The following is a 26,012-nucleotide window of genomic DNA, read 5'->3' on the forward strand; positions in this document are numbered from 1 at the left end:
ATCTAACTGGGAAAAATATTATTTTGGTNNTATGAAAAAAATATTTTTATTGATTGTGGTTTTATTGTTTTCCTGTGGAAAAAAAAGTCAGAACGAAATCAATAAAACATCAAATGAGTATGACACCTTAAAAAAAAATAGTTCAATAGATTCTTTAGAAGTAACTAACAAAAAGAAGGAAGATTTTAAAATTGGTAAAATATATAAAGATTCTGATTTTAACGTTGTTGGTATATATGTGAATTATAGCAATGGTAAATATAAATTTGAAAAAGAATATCCCGATTTTTTAATTGACTCGACCATAACTGAAGAAGAAAAATATCAAAAAATATTATCTTTAAACAATGAAAAGACTAATGATCAAAACGTAATTAAAATCAGAGATTTTGGTTTGCTAAATATTAATCATAAAGGAACTCTTTTAACGATATTCTTAAAAAAAGAGAAAGCAGATAAATGGAAAGTGATAGATATATTAGATATTGGTAAAACAATAAATATGGATGAGTATCAATATAAAATGGAAGGAAATCAATATTTATCTTTTGACTGTTATAATAGTAAGCATAATCAATATTTTGGTGTTGTAATAGATAAAATAAATTCATCAGGAAAATATGAAAAAGTATTAAAAGCATATAAATTCGATTTAATAAATGAGAAAATTGTAGAAATAGATTTAAAGAAAGAAAAAGTAGAATGCTTTCCTGAAATAGGAGATGAATAATTAAACAAAAACTACCTTTTAAACAGGTAGTTTTTTGTTTTTAAAGCTGTCTTAAAAGAAGTTATTTCTTTAGATAGAATATTTTTAATTCTTTAAACAGGGAAGCACAGGATACCAATACAGGATTAGTATTTTAAATTTAAAGTTTAAGATGAATTAATTTGTTAAGTTTAACATGTTGAATAGTAGTGATTAAAGTCAATCTGAAACATTGAAAGATGCAAAATAATACAATCCTTCGAAATGCTTTCAAAATGAAATTAAAACCGGGTTTTGAGACAGAATATAAAAAACGGCACGACGAAATCTGGCCGGAACTTGCCAGTTTACTTTCAAACACAGGAATACAGGATTACAGTATTTTTCTGGACGAAGAAACACTGATACTTTTCGCCGTTCAAAAAATAAGTGCAGACTTTGACCATAAGTTACTGCCAAATCATCCCATTGTCAAAAAATGGTGGGCGTATATGAGCGATATCATGGAAACAAATCCTGATAATTCGCCAGTTGCTACTTCGCTAAAAGAAGTTTTTCATTTAGATTAAGGATAAAATATTTAAGAATCAATTTGTATTTTGCTAAACTAACAAACTAACCATGAACTATAAACCAACCAGAATTATAACAGTATTTGCCTTAGGATTATGTACTATGGTTAATGCCCAGAAAACAGATGCCACAGCGCCACTGCATCTAACACAGCCGGATTATCCAACGCCCTATGTGATCCCTCAAAAGGAAAATATAAAAGCAGTATTAGACAGAGTTTATAATTTTTTAGATAAAAATTCAGCTTCTAAGATTGTAGATGCCAATACTAAAGCGGTAATTACGGATTATAAAAAAAGCAATCAGGATATCATTTTCGAACCCGGTGCTTTTAGACTCACAAGTTACGAATGGGGAGTAACCTATGCAGGAATGCTTTTAGCGGCAAACGCTACAGGCGAAAAATATTTTGCTGATTATTCCAATAAAAGAATACAATTAATAACAGATATCGCTGCCAATTATAAGGAGAAAAATATCAAAGATGTCGATATGGTTAAAACGCTTCATCCGGAAGCACTAGATTTTGCAGGTGCTCTTTGTGCTGCATTTATTAAGGCCAAAAAAGAAGGATTAAAAGCCAATATTGATCCTTTGGTCAACAATTATATCGACTTTATCAGCAACAAACAATTTAGGCTAAAGGACGGAACATTAGCAAGAAACAGACCTCAGGACAATACGCTTTGGTTAGACGATATGTTTATGAGTGTTCCCGCATTGGCACAAATGGGAAGTTATACCGGAGATGTAAAATACTTTGACGATGCTGTAAAACAAGTCGATCAGTTTTCTGAGCGAATGTTCAACAGCCAGAAAGGAGTTTATATGCACGGCTGGGTCGAGTCTATGCAGGTTCATCCTCAGTTTCATTGGGCAAGAGCAAATGGGTGGGCTCTTATGACCATGGTCGAGTTATTAGAAGTGTTACCAAAAAATCATCCCGGATATCCTCAGGTTTTGTCACAATTACAAAAGCATATTGCCGGATTAATGCAGTATCAGGACGGAACTGGTTTTTGGCATCAGTTATTAGATCGAAATGATTCTTATTTAGAAACTTCGGCAACCGCCATTTATGCCTATTCGATTGCCAGAGCCATCAATCGCGGTTATGTGAATAAGATGACCTATGCTCCGGCTGTACTGTTGGCCTGGAATGCCGTAGCGTCAAAAGTAAATGATAAAGGCCAGGTAGAAGGAACCTGCGTTGGAACCGGAATGGCTTTTGATCCCGCATTCTATTACCATCGTCCTGTCAACGTTTTCGCTGCTCACGGTTATGGTCCCGTTTTACTGGCGGGTGCCGAAGTAATTTTACTTTTGAAAGAAAGCCAGTTTGAGATAAATGACAGCTCTATACAATTGAAAATACCCGGAAAAAACAATCAGGTAAAATAAAAATAAGTTAGAAGTTAAATGGAAGAAGTCAGATGTTGAAATGGTATTTTGTTAATTTATATAATAATTAACTTTTTATCATTTCACACAAACACACAGCGCCGCAAAGTTTATGGTATATAAGCTTTATGAAATTTACGGTTAAACTCTCATTTCAACCTGAAACAAAGAAAACCTGAAACAAGAATTTAACTTCTAAAATCAAACCACAAATTCATTTTAATTCCGTCATCTCCGCTTTTGATACGGATATTCGTTGGCTGACTTTGTGGTCCTTGCTGTTCCAGAGGTTTAAAATCTCTCATGGCCGGAATTTCATACATAAAAGAGATATCGCCTTCCGGAAATGCCGGTTGCGGATAACTTCCCGGGAAACTGTTTTTAGGTAAATCCGGTGTAAACAATCTCAGGAATAAATTATCAGATTCGCTGAAAACTTTAAAGGATGAAGCTCCCGCTTTTAGATTTGCTCCCAATAAATTGGCGTGATATCCTTTGAACTCAGGATAGATCAGATTTTCGAAACTTTCGCCTGTAATCGTATTGTTATACTCTTTCTCCCAAATGCCGTAAGTCGTTCCTTTAATTCTGTTTTTCCAAACATGATACGGACCTCTTCCAAACCATTTTATGCCGGTAACTTCTTTTTCGGGAAAACTGAATGTAATACCGAATGAGCTGATTTTATCTTCAAAAAAAGCACCATCAAAACCTTCTCCGCCAGAAGCGTTTTTTAAGGCGATTAATTCCATTTTAAATCTTCCGTCCGGTTCCATAATCCATTTTATAGAGGACAATCCACCTGAATAATTGACTTTGCAAACGGCTTTGTCACCTTCTTGTGACAGCTGAATGTCTTTTAGTTTCGCTTTCATCCCAATTGGGCGCGGGCCATTTGTGAGCGGAATTATATTTTTTGCATTTTTAATTGACGAAATTTCTCCCGTTGCAGCATCAAAAGTAACTGTAACGTCACTTCCTTTTAGTGTAATTTCATTTCCTGTTTTTGTTCCCGATGCTTTTGCTTTAGTATTTTGAACCGCTAAAAACTTTTCAGCATAAAATTTAGCCTTATGAATGGGCCATGTCCAGGTATAAATTTCTTTATTAAACTGATCAAAAGCCGAGATCGACAAAATATCACCTTCTGCAAAATTATTTGGAACAGCAAACTGAATTTTACGGATTTCTCCCGGATCAATACTCGGAAGCTCTATTTTTCCGGAACTTATTTCTTTAGGAACGCCATTGGTATAAAGCACATCATTATCCGATTTCAGCACTTTAAATTCCATTTTACAGGAATTCAAATTACTAAAAAGGTAATCATTCTCAATCAAAAACGATCCGTCAAAATCAGAATTTACCTGTTTAGGCTGAAACTGAATTGGTGCCCAAACCTCTTTTACGGTATAATAACTTCCTTCTCTCTCCCGATGAGGTCCCAGAATTCCATCGGCGGCAAGCGAACCTTTCGAATCAAATTTTACATCTCCCGTCCAGTCAGAGCGTTTTACAGCCTCGTCGAGCATCGCCCACATAAATCCTCCGGCAAACAACGGACTTTCTTTATAGCGGCTCCAGAAATCTTCCAGTGCGGCGCCGTGACCGTTATCATAAGTTCCGTGCATAAATTCAGTCGGAAAAAATACATTTTCACCCGCATTAAAACGGTGCATTCCTGTTAAGTAAGTAGGATAGTGGTGGGTGTCCCAGCCATTAAAATCGGCCCACGGATGAATTACGATTCTTTTTTGAGGATCATTGGCTTCAAAAATTGTATCAACATCATAATTCCATCCGCCTTCATTACCATTATCCCAAATAATTACAGAAGGATGATTGACATCACGGGTTACCATCTCTGTTACTAATTTTGTTCCCGTTTCAGTATCGTACGAGTTTTGCCAGCCCGCCAGTTCATTCAAAACAAAAAGTCCCAAAGAGTCACAAACCTGTAAAAAGTGATCGTCAGGCGGATAATGCCCACGAACCGCATTCATGTTCATATCCTTCAGTAATTTGCCGTCTAATTCACTGATGCGTTTACTTGTACTTCTGCCGCCTTCAGGCCAGAACGAATGGCGGTTGATTCCCTTCATTATAATTTTGGTACCGTTTACATAGATACCATCTTGCTTTTTAAACTCTAAAGTTCTGAAGCCAATCTTCTTGTTATATCCATGAATTACAGTTCCGTTTTGTTTTAAAACCAAATCCAGTTCATATAAATTAGGCGTTTCCGGATTCCAGGGTTTTATGTTTTTCCATTGTGCTGCAATAGTTGCTGAGGTACTTTTTGATTTAATGGGAAAAGTAAAAGTTTGAAAGTTTTCCCCATTCCAACCTTTAAGAGAAGTTTCTAAGGTGGTATTTTTTTGAATGTTTTTCAGATTAAGATCAACCGTAATTGAACCGTCCATTTTAGGATTTACAGCAATAGTACGAATATGCGTTTTAGGCGAAACTTCTAACCATACCGGACGATAAATACCGCCAAAAAGCCACCAGTCAGCTCTTCTTTCGGCCGCATTTACAGATTTATTAGCTGAATGTTTCCAAACATGAACTTCCAGAATATTTTTAGAACCAAATTTTAATAAAGATGAGATATCGTATTTGAACTCGTAAAAACCACCCTGATGAATTGCTCCGGCAAGTTTTCCGTTTATTTTTACCTCAGTATCTGTCATAGCACCGCCAAATGCAATCAGAATATCTTTGTCCTTATAAGAGGCGGGCACTTCAAATTCATATTTGTACAAACCCTCTTCTTTACTTGGTTCTTTCTGATTGAGTTCTTTGTACCAGCGTCCATACGTATATTCGCCAAAACCTTCGAGTTCCCATTGTGAGGGAACATTTATTTTAGACCAGGTTTTACTGTTATTTCCGCTGGTACAATAAAAATCCCATTGTACAGGATGTTCAAAATCCTTTCCTGAAAGATAGATCTTGTCCGTTTGCTGTGCCTCGCTGGTTTGGGTTATAAAAAGTGAAAATGCAGCAATAGTGAGATTTTGAATGGTGTTTCTGAGCATCATAATAAATAAGATTCTTTGATGGTTAGTTGCCGTCTGGTTTAGTGATTTCAAAACGGTCACTCATAGGCAGCGTCCAGCTCGAAATAAAATTGGGTTGCTTTGGGGCGTAATTGGCAGTTTCTTTTTTGATCTGTTTTTTTAACGGAATGTCAAGCTCGCGAATTCCTTTAAGAATACAAAGTGCAATTTCGTTAGCGCCAAAACTATTAAAATGAGTATTGTCGTCCAGCGCCTTTTCCTGTCCCGGAAAAGTATGGGCTGGATATTGCACAAAAGCTTTTCGCGAAGTTTCATCGCCCCACGCCTCATATAATTCCGTTGTCATTTTTGTAATATCGATCAGCGCAATATTGTTTTTTTGTGCTACTGTGCGCATTGCATCAGGAAATTCGCCGTGTGTTTCCTTCAAAGTGCCATCTTCATTGAAGAATCGGCGTTGTGTAGGCGTCACCAAAACAGCAATTGCACCTTTATCTCTTGCAGATTGTACAAATTCTGTCAATAAAGCCGAATATGACTCCCACGGACCATTTCCGGCACCTTTTATTTTCTCGTCATTGTGTCCAAATTCCACAAACAAATAATCCCCTTTTTTGATTTGAGAAAGTGTCTTTTTTAAACGATTTCCGGCTTTAAACGAACTCAGGGCAGCACCAGAATAGGCATAATTGGCAACAACAACGCTGTCGTCAAAATAGTTCGTAATAAACTGTCCCCAGGAAGCCCAGGGTTCTACATCCTGATTAGTAACCGTTGAATCTCCGGCGAGATAAACGACTGTTAGATTGTTTTTTAAAGTGATTTTTATACTTTGAACAGTAACTTCGCCTAAAAATTCAAGAGTCAGTTTGTCATCCCAATCAAGAATATCTTTTTCCCTGTCCTTAAGAGTAACGTTGAGGTTGTCATTTATTTTAGGAGTTCTCACATTAAGATTGAAAGTTGTTGTGATCGGTTTTCCTTTTATGATAGAAAGCTGATTGATCATCAATCTTCGGGATTCCGCTTTTATAGTAATATTCGATGGTTTGTCAACACTTCCCATAACTACCTCAATTTGATAATTTCCTTCAGGAACCTTTATCGAAAAGTACGTTGGTTTTGATATGAAAAAAGAGGTGGAGTTCATTTTCACATTCGAAGCCGAATTAAAATCAAAACCATATCCCCGGTTTGAATCATAAATCAACGCATTATTAATTCTTGTTCCTTTTGAAGAGCGCAGTAAAGAACCAAACTGAAACAGTAATGATTTTGTGTCATTGGTGTTAACCGCATTTAGTTTTGATACTTTTCGCAGGTCTTTTAAAGGATTGTTTTCAGGCATGGCCAATAGGAAAGCCGGCATGCATAAACACAATAATAATGTTCTGATTTTTACCAATTTACTAATTTTTAACTGATTTGATATTCAAATCTAAAGGTTCAATTTTGATATAGTATCCTGTACTATGATGTTAAAATTATTAATTTTTGTTTTTTATGATCAATATTTAATGACAATTTAATAATTGTTAAATCAGTTATGGTGAGGTGTTTTTTTAGGGTTGTTTTGTTTTTTAAGCCCTTTTATTAAAAGAATCTTTGACTTTTGATCTAATAATGAGAAATCATAAAGGATAGTACAGGATAGTTTTCTTTTTTACATTCGATTATTTTACAAAACCAAATAATCTCTGAAATAATCTAAAATTGATGAAGAGTTATCCGAGAACGAAATTGATTGGTAGGAAAGAAGTCTTCCGGTTTTGAAATTACCAATCGATTTGTAAAGTGGTTTTAGTGAACGAAATTATATTGCCTGATGCTATTGCAATGTATTAAATGCAAATAGCGGAGTGGCTTTTAAAAATAAGTTGTTTAAGTTTTTATAAGTTTGTTTAAGACAAAAGTGGTTTTTTGTAATCTGACGTTTGATAGTTTTCAAACGTTAGATTTTTTTTTAGAATGCAATAAGTAATTTGATTTTTATATCCTTACAAATAATAAAACGTGAAATTTATTTCAAGAATTTTAGCGCAAAAGAGAACTTCCTGTTGCGAATATATTTCTTAGGAACGTTGCTGCGGATAATGTTTTCGCAGAAAAATAAATTCATGAAAATGTTATTAATTTTGTCCATGAAAATTGATTGTAATCCTAAAATAAATACAACTATACTATTTCCTGAATAAACAGTTAAATACTAAAAATCAGAGTTGTTTTACTTTCAGCGAAAAGTCACTTTCGTATAAAATGTTTTTTTATATTTATCTTTTTGTAAAGCTTAAATTGGGATCTTCATTTCTTAACTGAACTATAAGTTAGTTTCCTTTCAATAAATTAATACTTACTGTAGCAATATCAGCATCTGGAAATCGTCTAAAAATCGATGGATCCGGAAATAGCCCCGCTTCTGCAGCAATACTATTAAAGACATCTATTTCAACAATATACTGATCAGAAAAACCATGAGTTGCGTCATAAGCCGTTGCGGCAGTTTTTCCCAAATTATGCGCTGTAAGTTTTGGATCTACAGTATGCAATTCAATCAACAGCAAACCAAACTTAGACACATATGGCGACCATTTTAGTAAATGTTCTAATAGATTATCTTCTACCAGATTGTTGCTGATTCGTTCTCCCCGATAGGCAAATGCACCGGTAGATTTACTAATTCTATTTTTATTGATACGTTTGGGTTCTTCCCAAATTCTATTGTGATCCAGAAAGGTCCTAACGTTAAGCAAATCTTTCAGGTCAATATTATAATTTTCTTTCAGGTCGTCTGAAAGTACATCAGGACGTCCGATATCTCCCCAGATTACCTTTGCCCAAATATCGGCCTTGATGAGGTTAGCTCTCGTTACTTTTAAAGCAGCTTGATTATAATCTGCACCAACCAGAAACAAAGGATATTCATCTAGCATTTTTCCTCTTAAAGTTTGCCTGTCGATTACTTCAAAAATATGCTGTAGGAAAGCCCCATTACCACAACCCATATCCAGAATTCCTTTGGGTTGTTCTTCAATGGGCAGGCTAAAGAGCCTCACGATAATTTCGTCTACAATTTTAAAATAAGTATCGTGCGCACCGCCGCTTCCCCAGACATTCATCTCACGATCAACATGAATTTCGTTTTCACCATTGGTAATCATTCTTAGAATAGCCGGATCGCCAAAAATTAATTCTTCAATTTTGGCAAAGGTGGGCAAATAAGAAACTGTAACTCCATAAGCACTGGCTCTTTTTGCATAAAATAAACCAGTCTCAGTAAATTGATAATTACCATTTTTCTTCAGGAACCATCCAAGGTGGACAAAGAAATCCAGTATTTTTTTAAATTGTTCAGGAGATTTATGAAACTCTTCAGGTTTGAAAGAAGTCTCCATGAAATATTTATGAAACATACCGTTCATTGCCAGATGCACGATCGTTGGTCCAATCAAATAACCCTCGATATGTTTTAAAATCTGATCTTGAATACTACTTTTTAGAGGATCTGCAGAGCGCTCAATTCCGTAATTTTTTTTATATTTTTCAAAAATAAGATTGAGCTTTTCAAAAGGTGCATCCTCAAAAAGGCGCGGATGAAACTGAGTAGAAAAATGGAGTAAATCAACGACATCTTCATACAGATAAAACATTGAAAAAGCTGTTTCTGTCCTCTCATTTACTGAGATCACAATTTCCTGTGTACTGTTATTGACTTCGTAATCCAGAAATCCCTGAGAGGCTAAGATCCTCAAGCCAACATTCAGGTAACCTTCATTGGCTTTAAAAACAGTTGTAAGCTCCGCTAATTCAAATTGTTTTTTGCTTAGAATAAAATCTAAAACACCATTGTTTTTCAATGCGATTGCTACTGGAGCAACAGCTAATCCATCGAGATGTCTAAAAATAGAACCGCGGAGTTGTGATTTATCAGTCATAGGAAGTGATGATGGTTTATTCAAAAATAGTGATTTTTTAAACGAAGACGATATCAATTCTATTTTTGTGTACTATAAAATTTCTTGAGGTTGTGAAGGTATTGTTTGTGCAAAAGGGATTAATAAAAAAAGCCTGTAAACAATAAGTTTACAGGCTTTTTTGTGGAGTCGCCGGTTCTTGAACTTATTATGATATATTTTGCTGTTAATTAATATTTATCTCTATAAATGCCTTGTAAACAATGGAATGTTTATATTTGTTATGATAAAGTAATTATAACGAATTATAACAAAAACGGCAACGAAAACGGCAACTGGTCATTTTTTGACAAAAATGGCAACGAAAACGGCAACGATTTTGACCTCAAATCCTCCTCAAAATGAAGTACACTTTTAAACTTAAAGAACCCAATTCAGAGAAAGAAACATTAATCCTGTTTACTTGTAGTTTTAAAGAGGAGAATAAAAAGTTCGTTTACTCAACTGGAGAATCTATACTCCCAAAGTATTGGGATAAGGAAAATAAATTTCCGTTTATTTCGGGGAGTAAAAAGGGAAAGACAGCTGAGACCATCAAACGGCAATTAAACCGCTATTCTGATTTGCTTCTTGAAACTTACAGTCTTTATAAAAGAATTGGAGAGACTTTGACTTCAACTATTTTAAAAAAAGTATTCGACGAGGAGTTTAAAAAGACAGTTTCTGGAAAGAATGTTTTTTTTGATGCTTTCGATGAATTTATGGCAGAAAAGAAAAAGCAACAAGCATGGGCGAAAGCGACAGTAAAGAGATATGATAATATCAAGAACATACTCAAAAACTTTGAGAAAGTCAGGAAATACAAGCTTACTTACAGCAGGATAAACAAAACGTTTCATGACGAGTTTACTTCCTATTGTATGGGAGATTTGAAGCATATCAATAATACTTACGCAAGAAATTTGACTTTGTTTAAGTCCTTTATGTATTGGTCATTTGAAAAGAAATACACATTCAACAATGCATTTATAGGATTTAAGAAAGTTCCAAAAGTTATCACTAATCAAATTGCATTGACTATTGAAGATCTTAACAACTTAATGCAACATAAGTTTAAAACAGAAAGTTTGGAGCGAGTTAGGGATGTTTTTGTTTTTGCTTGTGTTACAGGAATGCGCTTTGGAGAATTGTCTTTAATTTCAAAAAGTAATGTTTCAGAAAAATGCATTATGCTTAAAGAAGATAAAGATGAAACAAAGGAAGCAAGGGAAATACCATTAACAAATATATCGAGATATATTTTGCTGAAATATGACTATAAATTGCCTCTTATTGCGAACCAAAAGCAGAACAAGTATATTAAAGATTGTTTTCAAGAAATGAAATACACTAACATGGTGCAAAAAGTAACAACGAAAGGAAAAGAGAATATCAAAGAAGATATGTTTTTTTATGATAGAATAAGTACACATACAGCTCGTCGAACATTTATTACTATGATGAAAAGACAAGGTAAAAGTGATAAGCTTATTGCTTCTATAACGGGACATAATGATATGAAAACTTTAAATCAATATTATCAGGTTAATGATGATGAAAAAAAAGAAGCAATGGATGAAGTTTTCAATGTTGAATTAAAAATGAAAATTGTATAATAATGAGAAACACAAAACTTTACAATAAACTACAATCAAAAATGATTAATTTAATGACTTTCAAAAAAAAATCTGATGAAGATGCTTTTAGAATGGGAATGATAATGATTATAATTGCTGTACAGTTTTCANNACGAAATATAGTTCACTTATTATTATAATTCCTGCTTCAATTTTAGGATTAAAATTTCTTGAGCTTTTATTTCAAAATTTTGAAAAGAAAAATAATATTGTAGATGATGAAATTAAGACTTTACCAAATCAAAATTGTAGTCATCAGGACAATCTAATGATGGAGCTTTTTGAGATATTTTCTGAAAAGGAAATTTATAAAAAAGGAAAAGGAAATTTTGGATTAGAACGTTATAGCTTTGAGAGTAAAACACAATTGGCAGTAATATTGTGTGTTATAAAATTTGATTCTCATAAACATAAGTTCTCTAATCTACCACAAAATAAATTTTTACTGACGTTTAAAGAAAATTTTAAAAATGGATTTTCATTAGGAGATAAAGAATTCAAAGATAAAATTGACTTTACAGAATCTTTTTTTTCAAGTATAAAAAAAGATCTTTTCGAATTTGATAAAATGAATAATAATATTCTTCGATTGAACCAGAATTCACAATACTATCAACTGTATAATGATTTTTTAAAAATTCTCATAACTAAAGATATATAACATATTAGCAGATAGCCACTTTATCTTACTTTATTATACTTTATAAAGTAAACTCAACTATAATAAGCCATAACATTGTCGAAATATTAATCGAGTATTAATCGAATATTAAACGACAACATTATGCAAAATCCGTTCGAAACAATTCAATTAGAATTGAAGGAATTAAAAGGTTTAGTTACTCAGCTACTTACTGAACCTAAAGAAGACTTATCTCAAAAAAAGTATACTTTAAAACAAGCAGCTGCACTCTTTAATGTAGATACTCAAACGATTAGTAACTATATTAAAAAAGGGAACATAAAAGCCGAACAAATAGGTGCGCGCACTCGCATTTTGATTCCTCACCATGAATTGTATGATTCTCTGAATCAAATCAAATCTTTAAAATATAAAAGACAAGCATAGAAACTGTGATTTCTAAGCTTGTCTTTTTTTGTTTAATCTAAAATCATTTTTTATGGAAAATAAAAACAACCGATTAGTTATTTTACTAATCATCTTTTCGATTCTTGCTCTATACCAAGTTTTCTTGTTCAGCTATTCGACTTACCCGTTAATAAAATCTTTAGTAATGATATTAAATAGTCTAGTTATTCTTTTCTATTCCAAGGCAATAACCAATAATCTTCAAGAAAAATAGTAAAAAAAAAGCATCACAATTCTGCCAAATTGTAACGCTTCAATAACTCATTGTATACCACAAATATACAAAAAAACTCATTGTATATGAAAGACAAATACATCAGGGTTGGAACAACTTATTTCAAAAAATCTCTTTTTCCTACCCTTTCAGGAGATAGTATTGAAATACTCATTCCATGGAGTCCTGAACTTTTAAGACAAGATTTTGGAAAAAATATCCTTTCAGAGATTGAAATATATGATGGTTTCATCTGTATTCCTGAAAATCGTCATGAATTCTTTAAGAAAAGAGTTCAAGATTATTACAACACATATCATGCAATTAGCAAAAAACCTGTTGAAGGAGACATAAGTAATACCTTAAATTTTATAGAACATATTTTCGGAGAACAAAAAGAACTAGGAATTGATTATTTACAGCTTCTATATCTCAATCCTACACAGTTTTTGCCCATACTCTGTCTTGTTAGTATAGAGAGAGAAACCGGCAAGAGTACGATGCTAAAATGGCTTAAAGAAATTTTCGAATACAATATGACCTTTTTAACCAATAGTGATTTTACCTCACAATTTAACAGTGATTGGACAAATCGGTTAATTATTGCAGTTGACGAGGTATTGTTTAAAACTGATGAGCTGACAGAGAGAATAAAATACTTGTCTACTACTAATACTCATAAAACTGAGGCTAAGGGAAAAGATAAAAGAGAGGCTAATTTCTTTGGGAAATTTATACTGTGTTCTAATAATGAAAGCTCATTCATAAAGGTAGATAAGGAAGAAACAAGGTTTTGGGTAAGAAAAATTGAAAAACACGAAAAAGAAGATGTTGATTTTTTAAGCAAGCTAATGAGCGAAATCCCTGCTTTTCTACACTTCATATCAAATCGAAAAATTTCTACTGGAAATAACTCGAGAATGTGGTTTACTCCACAACAGATAAAAACTAAAGCATTAGAGAAATTAGTGAAATTCAATTCTAATAAAATAGAAATTGAATTAGCAAATGTTTTGATTAATACGATGGATAGCCTAGATGTTGAAATCATACAATTCTGCTTTTCTGATTTATTGAATTTTCTAAACAAGTTCAAAATCAAACACGATGCTAATGAAATAAAAAAAATCATTCGCAATGACTGGAAGCTACAGCAACAATCTAATTCAAATCAATATCAAAAAATCACTATTACTAATGATTTAGATTTTTATCAAAATTCGAGTAAAGGAAGATACTATACTGTTTCTAGAGAATTTCTATTGAAAGATTTCGATGATTTGATGACAAAGGGAGATTAACCCCTTATTCGTAACCTTTTACATTGTCATCAGTTTGTCATCAAAAAAAATAGTGATGACAAGTAAATGATGAAACATTATAAACAATGATGAATTGATGATAAAATGATGATTCAATATTCCTAGAGTACATAAAGGTTAAGGACTGTTTGTCATCAATTCATCACTTTTTGAAAGATTTTTAAACCTAGAAAAATTAAAGCTATGAACACTACTCAAGCAAAAGAAATATCAATAGAAAAAGTATTATACCGAATGGGAATTCATCCACAAAAAACAAACGGTTCACAAGTTTGGTTTTTAAGCCCATTTAGTAAAGAGCGTACGCCATCATTTAAGATTGATACCATAAAGAATAGATGGTATTGTCATTCAAGCGGTTTTGGAGGCAATACCCTTGATTTTGTCATAAAACATTCACGCTGTACTGTTAGTGATGCTTTAACTTATTTAAGTGATTTTAATTTAGTTTCTCCTTTTTTATTTCAAAAGCAAAATAATGAACAAAATAAAGTCAGTTGTAATGAAAGAAATATAGGAATAACAGAAATAAGTGATTTGAAAAATTACAATTTAAAAAAGTACTTAATAGGGCGTGGTATTTCGAGTAAAAATTGGAATTACCTAAAAGAAGTAAAATTTACAATCGACACAAAACATTTATATGCTATCGGATTCGAGAATCAATCAAAGGGGTTTGAACTACGCAATAGCTTCTATAAAGGGTCTATTTTAAAGAAAGATATAACTCTGATAAAATCTCCTAATAAATCAGATATCATTTTGCTGTTTGAAGGCTTTATGGACTTTTTAAGCTATGCCGAAATGAATCCAAAATTTGAGGAAAACATATTGGTTTTAAACTCAATCGCTTTATTAGAAAAAGCAAAATTAGAGTTAAAAGGCTATAATGAAATCAAGGTCTTTTTTGACAGAGACAATGCTGGTTTCAGAGCTACAAAATCAATTTTAGAAACGTTTCCAAATGCGAAGGATTCTTCCCAAGTCTATAGCAATTTTAAGGATTACAACGAATGGTTCACAGCCTACGGCATGGAAGTTAACCAAACTGTTTCAAAGATTTAACCCAATTTATACGCGCATAGTGATATACGCAAAGTTTAGAATTTCAAGATGTGTTTTCCGCTAGCGCTACAAACATTCTTGCATTCTCTCCCGATGGTCGCCAATGAAAAACACAACAATTAAAAATTATGATTATGAGCCAAGCAAGAACAAAAATTATAATGTTTAGGACTACAACCATTGAGAAAAAAATCATTGAAAAAAAAGCGAAAGGTAGAAAAATGAATACCGCTAGTTTTTGCAGAATGGTAGCCTTAGAACGTAAAAATAAATCTGTTTTTACTGAGGAAGAATTAAAAGCTTTTGAGAATCTGCATTACATACGAAATGGTTTTGTCAAAATTAATAACCTTCTAAAAGATAAAGATTCTTTGTTTGCCTCTGAAGTAATGAAAACGGTTAAACAAACTGATTCAGTTTTAAAAATTTTTAGTGATGGTAGGCAAAGCTAAAAGCATCGGACACACATCAAATGCAATTGACTATGGAAAAGACAAATTGAATGCCGAAGAAATCACTAGGCACAATGTAATTGGTAGTACTGGATTAGAAATTGAAAATGAGTTTAAGGTATATCAAAATCTAAATTCTAATACGAGACTAAATACTATCTCAGTTGTACTAAGTCCAGAGCCTGAAGACGGAAAAAAATTAACAAACGAAGATTTTAAGCAAATCACCGAAAGTTATCTTGAAAAGATGAATTTAAAAGAGCACCAGCATATTGCCTACGTTCATAAAGATAGAGACCACAACCATTTACATATATATGTAAACCGAATTGACAACAAAGGCAATGCCTATAATGACTCCTTTATCGGGAAAAAGACTTCTCAAAAAGCTAATGAAATAGCGAAAGAAAAAGGATTGATTTCAGCAAGGGACAAGATGTTTCAAAACATTGAAAAAAACAGAAATGAGCTAAAAGAAATCAAAGCGGAAATCTATAAAAAGCATCAGGAAGTTTTAAAGCAAAATCCTCAAAGCTTTCAAGATTATATCAAACAAATGGATTTGAAAGGATTAGAAGTAAAACCAACCATAAATAGACAAGGGCAGATTCAAGGTTTCAGGATTACAGATAAGGAGACACAAAAGGATTTTAAAGCAAGCGAAATACATCGCTCTATGTCAGGTAGCAATTTAATAAAAAGCGGTCTAAGAAACGACTTAAATCATAATCTCGATACTACTCTGAAACGTACACAGGGTAAGCAGATATCAAAAAGCCATTCCAATAAAAACTTAGCCAACACAATTCCGAAAGAAATTAAAAACCAAGTAAATCAATTAAGCAGAAATGGAACTAAATCAGTTGCTCAGGTATTAGGAAAGCAAAAAATAACGAAACAAGAATTTAAATACCTGAAAACAGTTCTTAAACCAATGGCAGAAATTGAACTAAAAAATACTGAGAAAGAACGTTTAGAGTCAATTTCAAAAGACATTGAATATGCAAAAAATCTTCAAAAAATTGAAGATGCTGAAATAATAAAACCAAACAACAATTTAAAATTAGAATTAGATCGATGAAAAATATAGAAATAGTGGCAGAAATTATCGCAGATGAAACAAAAAAACTAGAAAAACTGGTTTCTGAGCAGTCAAATTTAGTTAAGGAGTTTTCAATCTGCATGGAAAAGGCATTAGAAATGGAAATTCAGCCAAAAACCGAACGCTTAGAGGAGGTTATCGCACACTGGAATCTATTATTCACACGGCAAAAGAATCAAATTCAAGAGTTGCAAAACACTCAGAGGGAGGAAAACAAAAAGCAAAGATTAGGAACATACATTTTACTGATTTTGACAATAATCTTACTGATTTCAATACTACTACTATTAACATTTAAAAGAATATAATTATGAGTCATGGACCAACCGTTGGAGAAATGAATACTGAAATTGGTATTCTTCTCCGTATTTTAAAATTCATCTTACTTTTTACTATAATATCAACAGTAATACTTTTAGAAACTCATCTGCTTGTGTTTTCCGTAACTAATTTGTGGACTGATTCTTATAATTTTCAATTAAAGGAATTAAAGCCAAATTACTTTGCAAATGGATATAATAACTTCTTGTATCTGTTTTCAAAATTTGTAGCTAGTAAGATGCCATATTTGGCAAACTTTGGAGTGATATTATGCATTCCCTCGATCGTTTATGTTTCATTTTATCATGCGAAACAAAAGCGATTTCCTAGAATAATTATTAGCACTTTAATCAATAACATTTTAATAGTCTTTTTAATTGCTTTATTAGGAAAATTATTAAGCACACTTATTGGAAATTTTGGAGCAATAATCTGTCTAACTCCTATTCTATATACGGTTTATCTACTAAAATTTAAGAATAGAACCAAACAGAATCAAACCGAGAAATTTGATAAAATAAAAAAGTCCGAAAAAGAAGATTCTTTCACGTTTAAAACAAATCAAGGCTTGATAACCTTAGATAATCCGTACAGGGGAATCTATATTCAAGGCGGAGCAGGTTCAGGAAAATCAGCGAGTATTTTCGAGCCAATTATTCAACAGATTGGAGAAAAAGGATTTACAGGAATACTATACGATTTCAAAAGCCCAGAATTGACCGATAAAGTTTATTTGAGTTTTGAAAACACTTCAATTAAAGTAAAGAATATTGATTTTAAGCATCCTTTATTGAGTGACAGAGTAAATCCTATACATCCAAAATATTTGACCAAAATTGCGATAGCAAATGAGTACAGTCAGGTCATTGTCAACAATCTTTTGCCTGAATCAATTAAGAAAATGGATTTTTGGCTTGGTAGTGCCAAGAATATTTTAGTATCTGTCATTTGGTGGTTAAGACAAAAGCATCCCGATATATGTACGCTTCCACATGTGATATCATTTATAGTACAAACCCCATTTGATGTTTTAGTACAAAAGATATCGGAAGACCCTGAAGCAAGAGGTATGTTAGCTGCATTACAAGAATCTATTGATAGAAATGCAGACCGTACAATTGCGGGAATGCTTGCAACCCTTCAAAATGCTTTATCTATTCTTAATGCTCCTGATATCTTTTGGCTCATGTCAAGCAACGATGTTGATTTGCATTTGAATAATAAAGACAATTTAACATTCTTATGTTTAGGAAATGACAGTACACTCCCAACTATTTATACACCAGCAATCTCACTAATTATTTCCGTAGCCCTTAGGCAAATGAATCAACCGAATCAGCAAAAATCAGTTGTCTTATTAGACGAAGCTCCAACAATTTTTATCCCAAATATTGAACAAATTCCTGCTACTGCAAGGAGCAATAAAATCGCTACAATATTTGGAGTTCAAGATTATGCTCAATTGGCTGATAAATATGGTGAGGGAAAAGCACAGGTTATTATTTCAAACTTAGGGAATCAATTCTTCGGAAGAACTACGAATTACAAAACTGCTGAAATGGTTCAAAATCTATTCAGTAAAAAGGATGAAGCATTTACATCTAAGAGTACAGGTGATGGTACAAGTGGAAAGTTTATACACCTAGGAAGTAATACCAGTTCAGGAACTAGCGAAAACATACAGGAACGAAATCGTGTAAAGATTAGTGATATAGTCAATTTAGCACAAGGAGAGTTCTACGGTATTATAGCTGAAGGAAGTCCACGAGAATTTTTAAAAACTCAATTTTTAAGAGACGAGATACAAGGGAAATATATCAATCAGAAGCTACCAATAAGCGATAGCATGATGCAAGAGAACTACTATAAAATCATTGCAGAATGCAAAGAAATTATATCAAGTTAAAAACAATTATTCAAAATCAATTTTTATAAATTAAAATCAATTACAAATGAAAAAAACTAAATTATTTCTTGGGGTATTATTACTATCAGCTTTTACGAAAGGCTATTCCCAAACCTACAAAAATGCTTTTGGTGTTAGCATTGGGGCAACACAGGACGGTTATGGTGTAATGTTAAGTCATAATTTCTTTATTCACGGAGACAACTCAATTTCGGCTTCTATTCTTGCAACAGATGCTAAATACAAAATCGGAGAAGATAAAATAGGTTACAACGACATTACTCTTAATTTGGGATATTCTGTCCCCTTGTATCTTACTCAAAACAGAAAATTCGGGATTGTCTTAGGGAGCGGTGTAGTACTTGGCTACGAAATAGTCAACGATAATAAAGACTTGAATTTAAGCAATGGAAGTTTGATTTTGGATGAATCAAAATTCATTTATGGGGCTTATGCGGGATTAGACTTTGACTACCTTATTAATGATAGAACAACGTTTTTTATAAAAGTAAACGAGTATTATCACGCTAATTCCGATTTGGGAAAATTTGTTCCGTTTGCAGGAATTGGACTTAGATATTATACCAATTAAATAGATTAAATAAACAATATAATTATATATAATAAAGATGAAAAAAAATATTAGAAAAATCGGAATGTTAATGATAATATTTTCTTTAATGGCTTGCACCAAAGAAGTAGATGTTTTAGAGCCAAAACTAGCAGGCTCTTACAAAATTGAATCAATTATAACAGATTTACCTGTTGATTTAGACAACGATGGAGTTGCTAATACAGATATGAGTAAAGAAAAAGACCGTGGCTATTGTCGTTTTGATGATACTTTTTCATTTAACAATGGTAACAAAGGAATTTGGGCTGATGGTTCTGATATTTGTAGCAATGCCTTAGAGCCTTCTGACGATTATTTTAATTACATCTATGACAAGGCAAAAAAAACTATTTCTATGGAAATATTTCACAAAGGAGAAAAAGAAAGTGAGCTTTTAGAACTTACTGATGTTTTTGTCAGCTACAAGGACGGAAGACAAACACTTAAATTTAGTTTCTACGACGAACGTTATACTAACAGAATAGTAACGTACTATCTTGTATCTGAATAAGTAAACGAACATAAACAATTAAAAACATGGATTTATACTTTGTAAAAATATTAGACCAACAAAAAATAAAAGTTGGCATTTCAGAGAATGCAAAAAAAAGAATAGTGACTATTCAAAATGCTGGAGGCTATCCTGATAATCAGATTTATTCAAATATTTTTCATGATTCTGGTCAATTTGAAAGCACCTTAAAAGTGTTGTTCAAGGACTATCAAATCAAAGGAGAGTGGTTTGAATACAAAGGGCTTGTAGAATTTTTTCATAAAAAAATTCAGTTTGAAAATAAAATAGATTTGAATATGATTCGCACTCTGCCAAAAAAGTTCCTCAATTCAATAGATTTTAATCTAGATAAAGAAAGTCAGAAAATAGAAAAAACTATACAAAAACAACAATCTGACAAAGAGAGATTGGTAATAAAAGGTGATATTTTTAATTTATCAAAAGAGGAACTAGAAATGATAAAAAAAGGAGAAACAGTATATTTATATGACAATTTTGTTGACTTCTTTCACGGAAAGACTTTCATTACTTGGGAGTTTGAAGATAAACGGCATATTGTACAAGCTTTTTTAAAAAAACTAGGCGTAGAATTTAAGCGGTTATAAAAGAGACGGATTCTCTGAATATTGTAATATTCTTGTAATCTTTAGGTCTTAAATTATTGGCACTTTAGACATTGAAAAAAATAATTAAAAAAATAAAACAATGAGTAGTATCACATTAACAGAACTTTACTCTTTATTGTCTGAAAAAGTAGGGAAAGAAACAGCTTTAAGTTTGACTTCTTACATTGAACGAAAAATAGACAAAGAAGTAGAGCAAAATAGGAGCGACTTAGTAACTAAGAAAGAATTAGAAAAACGATTAAGATGGATGCTAGGCATATTTATTATCGTTTCATTAATGATATTTGGTTTATTTATTGCCATTTTATTAAAATAAAATTTAAAGTCCTGCTTCGGTAGGATTTTTTTGCTTGAACTACTAATTTTTAAAGTAATTAAAAGAATCATTTATGAAATGGGAAGCAATAGAAACCGAAGAAGATTACAATAAAGCTGTAATACGAGCTATTGAGATTTTTCACGCTGAACCAAATACACCTGAAGATGATGAACTAGGAATTTTATGTTTATTAATTAAAGATTATGAAGACAGACATTATCTAATACTTGAATTAGATGTTCTAGAAAATATTAAAAAGGGATTGGAGGAAATGAAACAATCTAAAAAAGGTAATTTGAAAACTACTCCTGCTAAAGATTTTTTGAATGAGTTATGAAACTGTGCAATCCTTAAAAACTGAAAAAGATGTTAAATAAAGAATTTGAAGTAGCTGAAAAAAGAATGAATGAGATATTAAACATAGCTACCCAAAAAGGTGGTTTTGCTTTTTTAACCCCTGATGAAGATTTAGAATTGGATAAAGTTTCTAGTATAGTTAAGAGTTACGAAGACGTACATCTTATTATTGGTACACCTCAAACAATGTATAATAAAATAAAACCAAACATTGCATTTATTGAAATAGGTAATGATGGAACTTATGGCGTGTATATTGAAAATAGTACATTAAATTACGGAATTCATGGAACTGGGAAAACTATAAAAGAAGCTATAGAAGATTTTTTTAATTCATATAAGGAAATGAAAGAATTTTACAATGAAAAGGGGAAAGAGTTTATCGAAGCAACTTTTGAGTTTAAGTACGATGTGGCTTCTTTTCTAGAGTATTATGGAAAGAATTGTTTACGTAGATAAGTAAATAACGTGAAAAGCCGTTCCGGATCTTTTCTTCAGAAGTACAAAATAACGTGAAAACGAGAACCAGGAATGAGCTGCAGAAATGCAAAATAACGTGAAAACAGAAAAAGCGCTTACAGCTGGCCAATTAAAAATAACGTGAAAATTAAAACTTGCACATTTGCACTTGTACTTTAAGATAAAAAAAATTGTAGCGTTCAAAATCTTAACTATATTTGCCATATATTGGCAAGTGTAATTTTAGCAAGTATTAATTATGGCAACATTTGGAGAGTTTTTGAGAGGGGAGAGAAATAAGAGAGGATTGAATCAAAGTGAATTTGGACAGTCTTTCGGTATTATTATGACTGAGATTTCTAAAATAGAAACAGGAAAGAAAAAATTTCCGTTTGCAAGTCTTGAATCACTTGCTGAATTTTTAGAGAAAGACTATTTAGAGTTAAAAAATTTATATGTTGCTGACAAGTTGGTTGAAGAAGCTCATAAATACAACTGTTCAGATGCTGTTTTTGCTGTAGCAGAAAACCAATCAAAATATTTAAAAAATAAGAATGTTAAACAAGGTGAACTAAAATTCTAATAAATATGGATAATAAGAAACTTATACTCTCATTAGGATTTACACCTAAAGAAAATACCGTTGGGATTTTTCGAAAAAAATACTCTAACTCAAATAATTATGCTATTGAAATTGATTTTGAAAAAGAAATTATCAATTTTGGTAATAAAATAAAAGGAGAAAGTAAAACTACTCAAAATTTCTCTCAAGCTGAAAACTGGGTTGTTGTAGAATGTGTGGACAGATTACTGGAAAAGGGATATCAGCCTCAAAATATTACTTTAGAAAAAACTTGGAAAACTGGACACGGTACAAGTGGAAGATTAGATATTTTGATTTCTAAAGAGGATAATTCTGCCTATTTAATGATTGAATGCAAGACTTGGGGAGCTGAGTTTGAGAAAGAGCTTAAAAATTTAGAAAAAAACGGAGGTCAACTATTTACTTATTTTCAACAAGACAAAAATGCTGATGTTCTAATGCTATATGCTTCAAAATTAGACGGTAAAAAGGTTGAGTATAAAAATACAATTGTAAAAATTGAAGAAGATTATCGCCAAGCGGGAAATGTGAAAGATTTCTTTGAGCGTTGGAATAAACTACCAAAGACAAATGGCGTTTTTGATAGTTGGGTATCGCCTTATGAATTTCAAAGTAAGGCATTAACCAAAAATGATTTAAAAGTATTAAGGCAAGAAGACAGTAGTTTTATTTTCAATCGTTTCTTGGAAATATTAAGACATAATGTCGTTTCTGATAAGCCTAACGCTTTCAATAAAATATTTACACTTTTCCTCTGTAAAATTGTTGATGAAAACAGAAATACAAGTGATCAATTGCATTTCCAGTGGCTTGAAGGAGAAGATGATCATATTTCATTTCAAAAAAGACTAACTGATCTGTATAATAGAGGAATGCTTGAGCTTTTGGAAAAGAAGGTTACGGATGTAAGTGACAGCGAATTTGATAAGCAATTTTTACAAGTTGAATCTCAATACAAAGATAAATTCAAAGAAATTTTAACTGAAATACGTCTTAAAAAGAACAATGAATTTGCAATTAAGGAAGTATATGATGATGCTTCTTTTGAGGAAAATGCAAAGGTAGTAAAAGAAGTGGTGGAACTACTTCAAGTATATCAAATACGCTATAATTACCGCCAACAGTTTTTAAGTGACTTTTTTGAATTACTTTTGACGACAGGATTGAAACAAGAATCTGGGCAGTTTTTTACACCAGTTCCTATTGCTCGATTTATAATTAAAAGTTTGCCGTTTCAAGAAATTACAGCTCAAAAAATTGAGGTTGGAAATAAAAATGACTTGCTACCGACAATAATTGATTATGCGGCAGGAAGTGGTCATTTTATCACAGAGTCAATGGAAGTAGTTCAAAATTACATTGACGGCCTAGATGAAAGTTCTTTTAGTCCTACTACCAAAAGAGCTATTGAAAAATGGAAAGTTGACCAATTTGATTGGGCGGAGTCTTACGTTTATGGTATTGAAAAAGATTATCGACTTGTAAAAACAGCAAAAGTAAGTTGTTATTTACACGGAGATGGTTTGGCTAAAGTCATTCACGGAGATGGTTTGGGTGATTTTGGAACTTCAAAAGAGTTTAAGGATTTATTGAAGGAGACCGACAAAACCTATCCGCAAGACAACAAGCAATTTGATGTTATAATCTCAAATCCACCTTATTCAGTTTCTGCTTTCAAGGGTTTGATGGATGAAGAAAAATCTAGGCTTGCATTTGATTTATACAATAGATTAACCGATCAAAGTTCTGAAATAGAATGTTTGTTTATTGAACGTACCAAACAACTATTAAAAGACGGAGGTGTTGCAGGAATCATTTTGCCAAGTAGTATTTTGAGTAATACTGGTATTTATACCCAGACAAGAGAAATCCTTTTAAAGTATTTTGAAATATTAGGTATTGCCGAATTAGGTTCCAATACTTTTATGGCTACAGGAACAAATACCGTAACGTTGTTTTTAAGACGCAGAAATAATGCAGATGCATATAATATAGAAGAAGCGATTAAAAAGTGTTTTGTAAACTTGCAAGATGTAACTATAAACGGCATTGAAAAACCGCTTAAAAAATATGTAGCTCACGTTTGGGACTCCATTTCATTCGAAGATTATAAAACACTGTTGCATAGATCGCCTAATAAGAACGTCGAGCAACACGAAATTTATAAGGAATATATCAAGAAAATAAAAGCCAAAAACGAACAGGAACTTTGGACTGCTATTTTAGCTATCGAGCAAGATAAATTGCTTTATTTTATTTTGGCTTATCCTCAAAAATTAGTATTAGTAAAAACAGGCGAAAAAAACGAAGAAAAACGATTTCTCGGTTACGAATTTAGTAACCGTAGAGGTAGTGAAGGTATTCACGCCATACAGCGAAGTAAAAGTATAGATGAATGTACTCAATTGTTTGATGCCGATAGTTTTACTAATGCCGAAAAAGCGAGCACTTATATTTATAAAGCGTTTTTAGGGGAGTTTGATTTACAGTTTCCAGAAAATTTACAAAAAAATCTTAGCTATCATAATTTGGTAGATATGTTTACGTTTGACCGTGTGGACTTTGAAAAAAATATTTCGCTGTCCGTTAAAAAAAAAGTAAAAATTGAAAGTAAATGGGATGTGAGATCTCTTAAAGAATTTGTTGATCTTCAAAATGGATTTGCTTTTAAAAGTTCTGATTATATTGAAAAATCAGACACATTGAATTTTAGACAAGCGAATATTAGACTTGGAGGTGTTTTAGATTTAGAATATAAAAAAACATTTCTTCCCGATGATTTTCAAAGAAAATATAAAGACTACCTTTTATGTGATAATGATGTGATTATAGCAATGACCGATATGAATAGTGAATTAAATTTACTTGCAATACCTACGGTTTTTAAAAATAATACAGGTAATAGTTTTTTATTAAACCAGCGAGTAGGTAAGTTTATTAATTTTGATTTAAAGGTTATCTCTCCCAATTATTTAAATATAATTTTAAAATCAAGTATTAGTCGAGAACAGCTTAAACGATTAGGTTTTGGAAGTGTTCAATATAACATATCAAAAACTGATTTATTGGATTTTAAAATTCCAGTACCACCGCTTAAAATTCAAGAAAAAATAGTTTCTGAAATTGAAGTGTTGGAAATGCAAGAGCAAAAAGCGAATGAAAGAATCTCAGAATTAAGAGAAAATATTAAAAACATAATTGGTGCAGTTAAGGGAGATAGTAAAAAACTGCGTGATTTATGTGATTTTTCTAGTAAAAGGATTAGTTCCTCGTTATTAACTTCAAAAAATTATATTGGAGTTGATAATATGTTACAAAATATGGCAGGTAAAATTGATTCTAATTTTGTACCAGATGCTGGAACGTCAACAGCGTATAACATTGGAGATGTTTTATTGTCTAATATTAGACCGTATTTAAAAAAGATATGGTTTGCAGATAATGATGGAGGTAGTTCAAATGATGTGTTAGTATTCCAAGCAGCATCTGAAAATATTGATTCGAAATACATCTATTATACTTTAAAACAAGATGAGTTTTTTGACTATGAAATGCAAAAACCCAAAGGTTTGAAAATGCCAAGAGGTGACAAGCAACACATTATGGATTATAGAATAGCTCTACCTTGTTTAGCTGAACAGCAAGCTATTGTTACTCAAGTTGACAAAATTGAAGATAAAATAACTGATTTAGAAAAACAAATTAGCTTAATGCCAAAACAAAAAGAAGTTATTTTAAAGGCGTATTTGATGTAA

The 26,012-nt window shown here is 32.0% G+C and carries 23 protein-coding genes; 20 read left to right on the plus strand and 3 right to left on the minus strand.

Translation table 11 applies throughout. From position 1 onward, the window contains the following. The first annotated feature begins 31 nt into the window (after positions 1-31). From B0A67_RS10270 to B0A67_RS10280, 3 genes are all read left to right on the plus strand, one after another. On the plus strand, positions 32-730 hold the full coding sequence (locus tag B0A67_RS10270; protein WP_072962546.1) for a hypothetical protein: 699 nt from the start codon (positions 32-34) through the stop codon (positions 728-730). Positions 731-948: 218 nt separating this feature from the next. Further along, positions 949-1,278, plus strand: a complete 330-nt coding sequence (gene rhaM / locus B0A67_RS10275; protein ID WP_072962549.1) for an L-rhamnose mutarotase — start codon at positions 949-951, stop codon at positions 1,276-1,278. Positions 1,279-1,330: 52 nt separating this feature from the next. Beyond that, positions 1,331-2,683, plus strand: coding sequence for a glycoside hydrolase family 88/105 protein (locus B0A67_RS10280; protein ID WP_072962553.1), 1,353 nt, complete (start codon positions 1,331-1,333; stop codon positions 2,681-2,683). 188 nt (positions 2,684-2,871) lie between these two features. Here the strand turns inward: B0A67_RS10280 and B0A67_RS10285 are convergent, their stop codons facing one another. The 3 genes from B0A67_RS10285 to B0A67_RS10295 all read right to left on the minus strand — a co-directional run bounded on the left by B0A67_RS10285 (position 2,872) and on the right by B0A67_RS10295 (position 9,638). Beyond that, the gene (locus B0A67_RS10285; protein ID WP_072962556.1) at positions 2,872-5,727 is read right to left on the minus strand and encodes a glycoside hydrolase family 2 protein; all 2,856 of its coding nucleotides are present in this window, start codon (positions 5,725-5,727) and stop codon (positions 2,872-2,874) included. A gap of 22 nt (positions 5,728-5,749) precedes the next feature. Further along, entirely contained in the window at positions 5,750-7,111 is a 1,362-nt protein-coding gene (locus B0A67_RS10290) for a rhamnogalacturonan acetylesterase (protein ID WP_242670949.1), read from the minus strand. 919 nt (positions 7,112-8,030) lie between these two features. Then, positions 8,031-9,638 (minus strand): class I SAM-dependent methyltransferase, encoded by a 1,608-nt coding sequence (locus tag B0A67_RS10295; RefSeq protein WP_072962559.1) that lies wholly within the window; start codon positions 9,636-9,638, stop codon positions 8,031-8,033. A gap of 380 nt (positions 9,639-10,018) precedes the next feature. On the opposite strand from B0A67_RS10295, the gene B0A67_RS10300 reads away from it, so the two are divergent. From B0A67_RS10300 to B0A67_RS10380, 17 genes are all read left to right on the plus strand, one after another. After that, positions 10,019-11,272 (plus strand): tyrosine-type recombinase/integrase, encoded by a 1,254-nt coding sequence (locus B0A67_RS10300; RefSeq protein WP_072962562.1) that lies wholly within the window; start codon positions 10,019-10,021, stop codon positions 11,270-11,272. A gap of 289 nt (positions 11,273-11,561) precedes the next feature. After that, positions 11,562-11,954 carry a hypothetical protein gene (locus B0A67_RS10305; protein ID WP_123887378.1) on the plus strand — a complete coding sequence of 131 codons (393 nt, stop codon included), beginning with the start codon at positions 11,562-11,564 and terminating at the stop codon, positions 11,952-11,954. A gap of 123 nt (positions 11,955-12,077) precedes the next feature. Then, positions 12,078-12,362, plus strand: a complete 285-nt coding sequence (locus B0A67_RS10310) for a helix-turn-helix domain-containing protein (protein WP_072962568.1) — start codon at positions 12,078-12,080, stop codon at positions 12,360-12,362. A 321-nt stretch (positions 12,363-12,683) separates the two neighbouring features. Beyond that, the gene (locus tag B0A67_RS10315) at positions 12,684-13,898 is read left to right on the plus strand and encodes a primase-helicase family protein (protein WP_072962571.1); all 1,215 of its coding nucleotides are present in this window, start codon (positions 12,684-12,686) and stop codon (positions 13,896-13,898) included. A gap of 204 nt (positions 13,899-14,102) precedes the next feature. Then, positions 14,103-14,984 carry a toprim domain-containing protein gene (locus B0A67_RS10320; protein WP_072962574.1) on the plus strand — a complete coding sequence of 294 codons (882 nt, stop codon included), beginning with the start codon at positions 14,103-14,105 and terminating at the stop codon, positions 14,982-14,984. 134 nt (positions 14,985-15,118) lie between these two features. Beyond that, positions 15,119-15,436 (plus strand): plasmid mobilization protein, encoded by a 318-nt coding sequence (locus B0A67_RS10325; RefSeq protein ID WP_123887380.1) that lies wholly within the window; start codon positions 15,119-15,121, stop codon positions 15,434-15,436. Next, on the plus strand, positions 15,420-16,517 hold the full coding sequence (locus B0A67_RS10330; protein WP_072962581.1) for a relaxase/mobilization nuclease domain-containing protein: 1,098 nt from the start codon (positions 15,420-15,422) through the stop codon (positions 16,515-16,517). Before B0A67_RS10325 ends, B0A67_RS10330 begins: the two co-directional genes overlap by 17 nt. Further along, positions 16,514-16,846, plus strand: a complete 333-nt coding sequence (locus tag B0A67_RS10335) for a hypothetical protein (RefSeq protein ID WP_072962585.1) — start codon at positions 16,514-16,516, stop codon at positions 16,844-16,846. The genes B0A67_RS10330 and B0A67_RS10335 overlap by 4 nt, the downstream gene beginning before the upstream one ends. 2 nt (positions 16,847-16,848) lie before the next feature. Next, positions 16,849-18,765 carry a type IV secretory system conjugative DNA transfer family protein gene (locus B0A67_RS10340; protein WP_072962588.1) on the plus strand — a complete coding sequence of 639 codons (1,917 nt, stop codon included), beginning with the start codon at positions 16,849-16,851 and terminating at the stop codon, positions 18,763-18,765. A gap of 46 nt (positions 18,766-18,811) precedes the next feature. Continuing rightward, complete coding sequence (locus B0A67_RS10345; protein WP_072962592.1) at positions 18,812-19,357, plus strand: conjugal transfer protein TraO; 546 nt, start codon at positions 18,812-18,814, stop codon at positions 19,355-19,357. Positions 19,358-19,394: 37 nt separating this feature from the next. Then, the gene (locus B0A67_RS10350) at positions 19,395-19,889 is read left to right on the plus strand and encodes a hypothetical protein (RefSeq protein WP_072962595.1); all 495 of its coding nucleotides are present in this window, start codon (positions 19,395-19,397) and stop codon (positions 19,887-19,889) included. A 26-nt stretch (positions 19,890-19,915) separates the two neighbouring features. Further along, complete coding sequence (locus B0A67_RS10355) at positions 19,916-20,497, plus strand: GIY-YIG nuclease family protein (RefSeq protein ID WP_072962599.1); 582 nt, start codon at positions 19,916-19,918, stop codon at positions 20,495-20,497. 100 nt (positions 20,498-20,597) lie between these two features. Continuing rightward, complete coding sequence (locus B0A67_RS10360; RefSeq protein ID WP_072962602.1) at positions 20,598-20,834, plus strand: hypothetical protein; 237 nt, start codon at positions 20,598-20,600, stop codon at positions 20,832-20,834. Between the two features lie 73 nt (positions 20,835-20,907). Continuing rightward, positions 20,908-21,174, plus strand: a complete 267-nt coding sequence (locus B0A67_RS10365) for a hypothetical protein (RefSeq protein ID WP_072962605.1) — start codon at positions 20,908-20,910, stop codon at positions 21,172-21,174. 29 nt (positions 21,175-21,203) lie between these two features. Continuing rightward, positions 21,204-21,653 (plus strand): hypothetical protein, encoded by a 450-nt coding sequence (locus tag B0A67_RS10370; RefSeq protein WP_072962608.1) that lies wholly within the window; start codon positions 21,204-21,206, stop codon positions 21,651-21,653. Between the two features lie 259 nt (positions 21,654-21,912). Then, the gene (locus B0A67_RS10375; RefSeq protein WP_072962611.1) at positions 21,913-22,236 is read left to right on the plus strand and encodes a helix-turn-helix domain-containing protein; all 324 of its coding nucleotides are present in this window, start codon (positions 21,913-21,915) and stop codon (positions 22,234-22,236) included. 5 nt (positions 22,237-22,241) lie between these two features. Next, a complete protein-coding gene (locus B0A67_RS10380; protein ID WP_072962615.1) occupies positions 22,242-26,012 on the plus strand; it encodes an N-6 DNA methylase in 3,771 nt (1,256 codons plus the stop codon).

The organism is Flavobacterium aquidurense (genome assembly GCF_002217195.1).
In the GTDB taxonomy this organism is placed as follows: domain Bacteria; phylum Bacteroidota; class Bacteroidia; order Flavobacteriales; family Flavobacteriaceae; genus Flavobacterium; species Flavobacterium frigidimaris.

What these genes read in the sequence shown, in the direction of transcription:
- B0A67_RS10270 (WP_072962546.1), top strand. Translation starts at nt 32, where the DNA reads ATGAAAAAAATATTTTTATTGATTGTGGTTTTATTGTTTTCCTGTGGA.
- rhaM (WP_072962549.1), top strand. Translation starts at nt 949, where the DNA reads ATGCAAAATAATACAATCCTTCGAAATGCTTTCAAAATGAAATTAAAA.
- B0A67_RS10280 (WP_072962553.1), top strand. Translation starts at nt 1,331, where the DNA reads ATGAACTATAAACCAACCAGAATTATAACAGTATTTGCCTTAGGATTA.
- B0A67_RS10285 (WP_072962556.1), bottom strand. Translation starts at nt 5,727, where the DNA reads ATGATGCTCAGAAACACCATTCAAAATCTCACTATTGCTGCATTTTCA.
- B0A67_RS10295 (WP_072962559.1), bottom strand. Translation starts at nt 9,638, where the DNA reads ATGACTGATAAATCACAACTCCGCGGTTCTATTTTTAGACATCTCGAT.
- B0A67_RS10300 (WP_072962562.1), top strand. Translation starts at nt 10,019, where the DNA reads ATGAAGTACACTTTTAAACTTAAAGAACCCAATTCAGAGAAAGAAACA.
- B0A67_RS10305 (WP_123887378.1), top strand. Translation starts at nt 11,562, where the DNA reads ATGATGGAGCTTTTTGAGATATTTTCTGAAAAGGAAATTTATAAAAAA.
- B0A67_RS10310 (WP_072962568.1), top strand. Translation starts at nt 12,078, where the DNA reads ATGCAAAATCCGTTCGAAACAATTCAATTAGAATTGAAGGAATTAAAA.
- B0A67_RS10315 (WP_072962571.1), top strand. Translation starts at nt 12,684, where the DNA reads ATGAAAGACAAATACATCAGGGTTGGAACAACTTATTTCAAAAAATCT.
- B0A67_RS10320 (WP_072962574.1), top strand. Translation starts at nt 14,103, where the DNA reads ATGAACACTACTCAAGCAAAAGAAATATCAATAGAAAAAGTATTATAC.
- B0A67_RS10325 (WP_123887380.1), top strand. Translation starts at nt 15,119, where the DNA reads ATGAGCCAAGCAAGAACAAAAATTATAATGTTTAGGACTACAACCATT.
- B0A67_RS10330 (WP_072962581.1), top strand. Translation starts at nt 15,420, where the DNA reads ATGGTAGGCAAAGCTAAAAGCATCGGACACACATCAAATGCAATTGAC.
- B0A67_RS10335 (WP_072962585.1), top strand. Translation starts at nt 16,514, where the DNA reads ATGAAAAATATAGAAATAGTGGCAGAAATTATCGCAGATGAAACAAAA.
- B0A67_RS10340 (WP_072962588.1), top strand. Translation starts at nt 16,849, where the DNA reads ATGAGTCATGGACCAACCGTTGGAGAAATGAATACTGAAATTGGTATT.
- B0A67_RS10345 (WP_072962592.1), top strand. Translation starts at nt 18,812, where the DNA reads ATGAAAAAAACTAAATTATTTCTTGGGGTATTATTACTATCAGCTTTT.
- B0A67_RS10350 (WP_072962595.1), top strand. Translation starts at nt 19,395, where the DNA reads ATGAAAAAAAATATTAGAAAAATCGGAATGTTAATGATAATATTTTCT.
- B0A67_RS10355 (WP_072962599.1), top strand. Translation starts at nt 19,916, where the DNA reads ATGGATTTATACTTTGTAAAAATATTAGACCAACAAAAAATAAAAGTT.
- B0A67_RS10360 (WP_072962602.1), top strand. Translation starts at nt 20,598, where the DNA reads ATGAGTAGTATCACATTAACAGAACTTTACTCTTTATTGTCTGAAAAA.
- B0A67_RS10365 (WP_072962605.1), top strand. Translation starts at nt 20,908, where the DNA reads ATGAAATGGGAAGCAATAGAAACCGAAGAAGATTACAATAAAGCTGTA.
- B0A67_RS10370 (WP_072962608.1), top strand. Translation starts at nt 21,204, where the DNA reads ATGTTAAATAAAGAATTTGAAGTAGCTGAAAAAAGAATGAATGAGATA.
- B0A67_RS10375 (WP_072962611.1), top strand. Translation starts at nt 21,913, where the DNA reads ATGGCAACATTTGGAGAGTTTTTGAGAGGGGAGAGAAATAAGAGAGGA.
- B0A67_RS10380 (WP_072962615.1), top strand. Translation starts at nt 22,242, where the DNA reads ATGGATAATAAGAAACTTATACTCTCATTAGGATTTACACCTAAAGAA.